The following is a 7,791-nucleotide window of genomic DNA, read 5'->3' as shown; positions in this document are numbered from 1 at the left end:
TTCCTTCCATCTATCTGCTTCATTTACTTTGTATCACCTTCGGCAGAAAGGACTTTGTTTTGTATTGCAAACTCATCCAATGATACCTAGCCTTGTATGAAGTTCGTGTTCCTCAGACCGGAAGTTTGCCGCTCGCTTCCTTCAGATTCCGCGTCACCACGGACACCCTTGCGTTAAGCTAACTGCTACTTCTGCCTTCACAGTTCGGGACTTTCACCCTAGAGACTACACCCATGCCGGGCGCACAATGAAAATGAGGTCACTTCTCTAATGAAGTGACCTCTTTCATATATCCATTTCATATCTTTTTTCCATGTAATCCTGAATAAAGGAAATTAGGGTACAGAGTGCCCAGTAAATTAGGGCAACTAAAATATACATTGTCATATAATCGAATTCTCTTCCACCGACAATTTTCGCCTTTTGAAACATTTCCGGCACCGTAATCATGGCTGCCAGAGAGGTTCCTTTAATTAAATCAAGAAACACATTGAATAAGGGTGCAATGGCAATCCTAATGGCTTGCGGAAGAATAATTCTTCTCATTGTTTGCCAGTAGGAAAAACCAAGCGATGCAGCTGCCTCCCACTGACCTTTTCCAACCGAGGAAATGGATGAACGGCAAATTTCCGCCATAAAAGCCGCGCTATTTAGTGTAAAACCAATAATGGCTGCCGTCACTGCGGTAAATTCGATTCCGATGATTGGAAATCCATAGTATAGTAAAAACAATATTACTAGGATTGGTACACCACGCATGAAGGAAATGTAGATCCTAGAAAACCATCTTAGTAATCGAAACTTCGAAGTTCTTGCTAATGCCAAAAAAAAGCCAAGGACAAGTCCCAACGCCATACTGACGAAGGAAAGCAGCATTGTGTAGCCAATTCCTTGTAGCACATATGGGAAGGACTCAATAGCGAGCTTTATATTAAATAAATATTGCCACTGAATATCACCCAATTGTCCTTCCCTCATTTCTTAATTAGATTTAATATCAATGTTGTTTAAAATTTTTGCCTCATACATATACGTGAACCGGTTTTATTCGGAATGAAAACTAGCGTGAATGTATTCGTATAAGGTGATTTGATAGAGCTTATTTCGAAAACTTAATATTCGGTTTTACTGACACATCATCACCTGCAAAGAATTGCTTAGATAGCTTTGTAAGAGTGCCGTCTTCCTTCATTTTTTTCAAGGTACTATCAATCTTATTTTTTAATTCCTGATTATCTTTTTTCATAATCATTCCGCCGCTGCTAGGTGAAAAGCGGATATGTGGTTCAATCATGATGTTTAATTTTGAATAATACGCAATCGCTAGCTTTTGCAGATAATAATCATTTAAAATGACATCTGTTCTTCCCGTAGAAACATCACGTAAATATTGGTCATTGGTTGCATTATCATAGATAACTTCCTTAGCACCATGATCACGTGCGATTTTCATATAAGTAGTGGTTGCTTCCCCAGCTGCTTTTTTTCCTTTTAAATCATCCAAGGAATGAATGCCGGAGCTGTCGCTTTTGCGAACAATTGCCGAACCAAAAGAATATTTATATGGAGCTGAAAAGGCAAATTTCTTTTCACGGTCCTTTGTTATCGCAATATCATTTGCAGCAAGATCTACTTTACCGCTATTTACAGAAGTAAGCATTCCATCGAAGCCCATTTCTATAAATTTAACCTTTAATCCTAATCTTTTTGCTACTTCACGAACTACTTCCACATCATATCCCGTTAATTGATTGGATTTTGAATCGTGATAGGAGGCAGGGTAAAGTGTTCCGGAAGTGGCAACAGTTAGCTCACCCTTTTCCTTAATTTTATCCCAAGCTGTTTGTTTTTGATTTTCAGTTTTATTGCTTCCACAAGCTGCAGTTACCAACATTACTGCTACTATAAACAGAACGATTGGAAGCCGTTTCAATGTATGTACTTTAAACATGTAAATATCCCCCATTAATGTTTTATCAAAAGACTGCTTTCCAGCCTCAACAGATTAAAACATAGCATTGAACTTGGATTTGTGCAATGGAAATTTTAGTAGACAGAATTTTAGATTAATAGGGCCAATTCATTCTCTGAATTGGCCCTTCCTTCATTTAATTTCAATGACAAACGGAAATGTTCTTACTTTCCCATTTTGTTTAAATTCCGCCCAGATTTTATAAATTCCAGGCATTTCAAATTCCGTTTCAAATACAGGTTCTTCTTCATTTTTGGGGTGTACATGTAAATATTTTTTGCCATTTTCATCAAGGATAACAACATGACCGACAGCGCCTAGATAAGGCTCTAAGTGGGATCGATCAAGATCGAATGTTAAAGTAGCTGGTTTGGATGCTTGGAATGTATTCATTTTTAATGAAACAGTTTTTTGCTCAACCGTTTTTGTTAATGAACTATCAGGAACAAGTGCTTCATGATCATTTGCCCCTTTTTCCTGCCCGACAACGAATGGTACGGGCACAACATGATAAGCTAAATTTTTTGGTTTAATATCAATAAATGCCTTATACGAACCATCCGGCAGCGTTTTGTGGATACTAAAGTCTCCATTTTCAAGCGGCTGTGGATGCAGATGATAATAGTGTTGAAGAGAATCATCTACTATGATTAAATGAAGCAGCTTTTCGTGATTAACCTCTAAATCCTTCACTGTTTTTCCAGATAAGTCCTTAATGGATATGGTCATTAGACCGTCCGAATAATGCAAATCTGTTTTCACTTCACTTTTCTCATGTGAATCTGCATGCATTTGGCTCATGCCTTCTTCATGATGGTCCATTTTGGCTTCACTGCTTTTTGGATAGAACTGTGCATATACCATATATCCGCCCATTACGACAGCTAAGTAAAGAACTGCAATAATTGCCCATTTTTTCACTGTAAACACCTCTTATATTTTTTATTTACTATACCTAGGTATCCTATATTTCAAATTAAAAAAATAAAATTTACTTATTTTTTCTAAAGTTGGTATTCACGTCAATTGTTGGTTCACCTCATACTTTTAATTTACTATACCCCCCTACCCTATGTCAATAAGAGAAAACAAAAAAATGGAAAATAGGCTTGTCCATTTTTATTAATAAACTTATCTATATAAGGTTTGATCCCGTATTAATGGACGGTAAATCTAGGTAACTCCATCCAATATACCGTCCGTTAATACCCGAATATTCGTAACTGAATAGAAGCTTAGAAAGGCATTGCAACAGGACGTTACGATGCATCAAGGGAAAATTCACTTATTTCTTCATAAGCTTTTGAAATGTTGTTAATACCTCATCCAACACATCCATATCCCCTTGCTGAATTCGCTCTACTACACAGCTCTTCATATGCCCCTCCAATAATATTTTCGCAACGCTATTTAAAGCAGCTTGAGTAGCTGATATTTGTGTTATAACATCATCACAATAAGTATCCTTTTCAATTAGCCCTTTTATTCCTCGAATTTGTCCTTCAATACGATTTAAGCGTGTGATTAAATTTTTTTTCGTTTTTTCAGAATGGTGAGAGACCTGCTGCTCATCTGTTTTCACGAAATCATCCTGCTCCCCTATTACCATGAAAAATACCCCCATTCCGTATTCTTTGTTCTTCAAATCGTGTCCTTTTATTGTATGCAAATAAAAAGAAATGTTATGTACTATTGTAGGTAATCATGTAAAAAGACTGATCAAAAGACCAGTCTTTTTTGAGAAAGAAGAAAGTAGCAAATAAGCTAAAAATATAACTGTGTCTAGCTCAAACTACTATCAGCTAGTGGATATTTTATTAAAAATATTTCTTTTTCCAAAAAATAAAGGCTATGGTTGCAGCCAAAAATATTGAAACTAAAATTGCCGATAAAAATCCGTGTGGATAATGCTCCAAACCAAATGGCAACGGAACGTTCATTCCTAAGAAGCTGGCTACCATGGTAGGAAAAGCGAGAATAATGGTAATCGAAGTTAAAAACTTCATGACCACGTTAAGATTATTCGAAATGATCGACGAAAAAGCGTTCATCATACTTGTTAAAATCGAACTATAAGTTGCAGCCATTTCGATAGCCTGCGTATTTTCAATCATAACATCTTCTAATAAATCTTCGTCTTCCTCATACATTTTTAAATATTTTATCCGAAGAATTTTATCTAAAACCATTTTATTAGATTTTAAAGAAGTGGTAAAGTAAACCAAACTCTTTTCTAATGCTAATAATGAATATAATTCCTTATTGGTCATGGATGAATGATGGAGTTCACGTTCCACATCATCTGTTTTTTTGTTAATTTGTTTCAGATATCTTAAGTAATAAGATGAAATAACAAAAAGAATCTGAAATGCAAAACGGGTTTTTTTATACGTATAAAATTCTTTAATTTTATTGTTTTTAAAGTCCATTAAAACAGGTGCATCTTTTAATGAAATCGTAATAAAACAGTCTTTTGTCAAAATCATTCCCAATGGAAGAGTTTCATAAACGGAATAACCGGATTCATCCCTCACCATATACGGATAATCGATAATGATAAAAACATCGCCTTCTTCTTTTTCAATTCTGGATCTTTCTTCATCATCCAGTGCATCACGGATAAAATCAACAGGAACATTCGCTTCTTTGGCGACTCTTTGAATTTCCTGTTCATTTGGAGAGCTTAAATTTACCCAGCACCCTTTTGTGATTTCATCCACTACCTCAAGTTTTCTCGATTCAATATTTGTTTTGTAAATTTCAAGCATAAATAACCTCCTCTCTTGTATGGAGGAAGCCATCAGTACCTTCATCAGAGTGGATATTTAGTTAAGGCCGTTTTCATATAAATTATTGCTATTTGTTTTAAACCCTAATTTAATCTTAGTTTCGGACATCTTTTCTTAAAATGGATATCCATTTCTAAGCCGAATAAGAAAATTTATTAGATTTTCATTTTTAAAAAGCAACAAGTTTAAGAAAAGAGCCTTGGTTAGTACCAATTCCTTTTCGACGTAAGATTTTTGACTTCCTCGTAATTACTTGGTTCAGGACCATTGGAATCCAAATATACCAACCCCTTTACAGTATGCTTCATGTTAATCTTATACCCAAATGCTTGAAAGAACAATGGGGTAAATAATCATTTTATTTTTCTGATATCGTTTTTTTATTATATTGTTGTAAAAGTGATTTGTTTATGAAACGACCATATTTATTTTTATTGTTCACCTTCACACCACTTTATACAAATATACAAAAAAAGAGAATGAAAATTTCTTTTCATTCTCCTCTGATTTCGGCTATTTGATAATAGTCATTTTGCACTGAATTTAATAATCTTGTTGGCGTTCCAATGCTTGTTATCACTAAACGATGCATCGCTCTAGTGCAAATCGTGTAAAGCAATTTTCTTTCTGAGTCTCTATATACTTCATCCGATGCGTTTAAAACAATGACACTGTCGAATTCCAAGCCTTTAGCAAGGTACGAAGGGATCACGATAACTCCTTCATTAAATTCCCTTGTTTCCATTCCTAAAAGAGTAACATCCATTCTCATCTGCAAATATCTGAAAGCTTCTTCGCATTGTTCCAAGGATTTACCGATTATGGCAACCGTGTTGCTTTCCTTGGAAAGGCATTTTGCCTTTTCAAAAACTTTTTCCAGCATTTCATTTTTATTTTTCGTTATAAGTACGGTCGGCAATTCACCATCACGTTCAAATAGTTCCACTTCCTCCCCATCCTCTAAAATGGCCTTCGTAAAACGTGTGATGGGCATGGTGGATCTGTAGCTTTTCTTTAAATAAACAATCTCACTTTTTTGATTCTGGAATATTTCCTCTGCAATTTGAATTTTTGATTCGCTTTCCGTTCCATGAATCGATTGATTAATATCTCCGAGCATCGTAAATTTACTGTAGGGAAATAAAAAACGTAAATATGCGAGCTGAATAGGTGTATAGTCTTGGATTTCATCGATAAAAACATATTTCATGGAGGTTTGCGATTTTTTCCCCTCTATTAGGTCTGATAAGTACATATAAGGAACTACATCCTCCATTTGTATTTGCTTATTTCGGAGACGACTCATGGTTTGCGATCTTATAGAATCCCACTCAGATTGGGACATACCCAGTTTATCTAATTGCATGAGTTTTGGAACCTGTTCTAAAAAATGAATATATTGAGCTTTTCGATGAAAAAAGCGGTATTGCTTCACACTTCTTTTCAGCCTTCTAAAATACCGGCCAACAATCTCCTTAGCAAGATAAGACTTTTCTTGTTCAAAGGAGTCAAAAACTTCATCATTCTTCCCCGATTTTACACTTTTAAATGCAGCTAGGAAATCGTCCCTATCTAAAAGCTCCATTTGCTCCTCTACCCACTCTTCTTGCTCCTCCTCCCTTGCTTTTTCATCTAACATTCTCAGCAGTTGTTTAGCCACTAACGGAAAACGATTGGGCAAGGAATAGGATTTGTCATATGAGTAAAACAGCTCAGCGATTTCCTGTTTAGAAATTAATTGCTTTCCGCGAAAAACAATATCCCTGAAAAACAATCCATTATCCAAAAGCTGTTCTGCATATTGTTGGATTGCATGGTAAAAATCGAGGCTGCCTTTCACGTTGATTGCTTTTTCCCTAATATCTGATGGCTCATCACGGTCTTTAAGGCGGTTTTCGAATTGTTCAAACAGGCTCTCTACTTCAAGATCTTTACCAATTCGATGGCGAGCATAATCATAAAAGGTAGTCTGCACCATATTATTTTCACCAAGTTCAGGCAGAACCTTTGAAATATAACTATTAAATAACGGGTTTGGAGAAAATAATATAATTTGTTCCGCATTTAGTGACTCTCTGAAATGATACAAAAGAAAGGCAATTCGTTGTAAGGCAACGGATGTTTTTCCGCTTCCAGCAGCTCCTTGCACAAAAAGAAGCTGACTTTTAATATCGCGAATGATTTTATTCTGTTCCTTTTGAATGGTGGCAACAATACTTTTCATATGGGTATTTGCTTTTGCCCCTAATATCTCTTGGAGCATTTCGTCCCCAATCGTTACCCCTGTATCAAACATCGACTGAATCACGCCATCACGAATGAGAAACTGCCTTTTTAATTCCATTTCACCATACCGCGTTCCTTCAGGTGTTTTATAAGATACCGGCCCCGGAATCCCATCATAGTAAATGCTTGAAATAGGGGCCCGCCAATCATAAACAAGATATTCATCGTGTTCATCCAGAAAAGAAGCTATCCCAATATAGATTTGCTCCAGAGGTTCCTTTTCCTCACTAAAATCAACTCTTGCAAAATAGGGGGAGGAAGCGAGCTTTTGCAGGGTTTTTACGTTTTCTTCCACATGACCGTAGCTTCGTTCCCGCTCCGAAAGCAATTCCATCTGCTGTTTGATGCTTGTCATCGTTTCAATAACATCATCTGGTTCATCAAAATTTACAGTGACATCCTCCCAGAAATTTCTGCGAATTTCCTCCGCTTCCTGTTTTACATTTTCAGCACTTGCTACTAAGGTATTTATGTGACTCCTAACTTTTTTTACGGTATAATCTACTCTCTCCTGTTCCTGAGTCCATTCTCTGCTTTGATTTTCCATGAAAGCACCTCCGAGGAAAAATAGTTGACATCCAGTTTCTTTTGTGGTAATGTTATTATAGGATATTTATATTTTTATAATTTAAACTGATGTCGACCATCTTTTATCATATCATGGTTTCATCCAGTTTGCCATCTTTATTTGTAAAAGACTTTTTGATATGTCTTTTTTTTATTTTCGTTTCCTCTCTATTATGA

General features: G+C 35.9%; 6 protein-coding genes. All 6 read right to left on the bottom strand.

All coding sequences use genetic code 11. The features are described from left to right. Positions 1-285 precede the first annotated feature (285 nt). The 6 genes from AN964_RS06230 to helD all read right to left on the bottom strand — a co-directional run bounded on the left by AN964_RS06230 (position 286) and on the right by helD (position 7,594). A complete protein-coding gene (locus AN964_RS06230; RefSeq protein ID WP_055738871.1) occupies positions 286-978 on the bottom strand; it encodes an amino acid ABC transporter permease in 693 nt (230 codons plus the stop codon). 121 nt (positions 979-1,099) lie between these two features. After that, complete coding sequence (locus tag AN964_RS06225; protein ID WP_055738870.1) at positions 1,100-1,951, bottom strand: transporter substrate-binding domain-containing protein; 852 nt, start codon at positions 1,949-1,951, stop codon at positions 1,100-1,102. A 153-nt stretch (positions 1,952-2,104) separates the two neighbouring features. Continuing rightward, the gene (locus tag AN964_RS06220; protein WP_055738869.1) at positions 2,105-2,893 is read right to left on the bottom strand and encodes a DUF8832 domain-containing protein; all 789 of its coding nucleotides are present in this window, start codon (positions 2,891-2,893) and stop codon (positions 2,105-2,107) included. Between the two features lie 364 nt (positions 2,894-3,257). After that, the gene (locus tag AN964_RS06215) at positions 3,258-3,581 is read right to left on the bottom strand and encodes a metal-sensitive transcriptional regulator (RefSeq protein WP_055738868.1); all 324 of its coding nucleotides are present in this window, start codon (positions 3,579-3,581) and stop codon (positions 3,258-3,260) included. A 208-nt stretch (positions 3,582-3,789) separates the two neighbouring features. After that, positions 3,790-4,740, bottom strand: a complete 951-nt coding sequence (locus tag AN964_RS06210) for a magnesium transporter CorA family protein (protein WP_055738867.1) — start codon at positions 4,738-4,740, stop codon at positions 3,790-3,792. A 514-nt stretch (positions 4,741-5,254) separates the two neighbouring features. Then, on the bottom strand, positions 5,255-7,594 hold the full coding sequence (helD, locus tag AN964_RS06205; protein WP_055738866.1) for an RNA polymerase recycling motor HelD: 2,340 nt from the start codon (positions 7,592-7,594) through the stop codon (positions 5,255-5,257). Positions 7,595-7,791 lie beyond the last annotated feature (197 nt).

Source organism: Heyndrickxia shackletonii (assembly GCF_001420715.1).
Taxonomy (GTDB): domain Bacteria; phylum Bacillota; class Bacilli; order Bacillales; family Bacillaceae_C; genus Margalitia; species Margalitia shackletonii.
This window is presented reverse-complemented; position numbering and strand designations above follow the sequence as displayed.

Excerpts from the sequence above, each read along its gene's own strand:
- AN964_RS06230 (WP_055738871.1), bottom strand. The coding sequence starts at position 978 with ATGAGGGAAGGACAATTGGGTGATATTCAGTGGCAATATTTATTTAAT.
- AN964_RS06225 (WP_055738870.1), bottom strand. The coding sequence starts at position 1,951 with ATGTTTAAAGTACATACATTGAAACGGCTTCCAATCGTTCTGTTTATA.
- AN964_RS06215 (WP_055738868.1), bottom strand. The coding sequence starts at position 3,581 with ATGGTAATAGGGGAGCAGGATGATTTCGTGAAAACAGATGAGCAGCAG.
- AN964_RS06210 (WP_055738867.1), bottom strand. The coding sequence starts at position 4,740 with ATGCTTGAAATTTACAAAACAAATATTGAATCGAGAAAACTTGAGGTA.
- helD (WP_055738866.1), bottom strand. The coding sequence starts at position 7,594 with ATGGAAAATCAAAGCAGAGAATGGACTCAGGAACAGGAGAGAGTAGAT.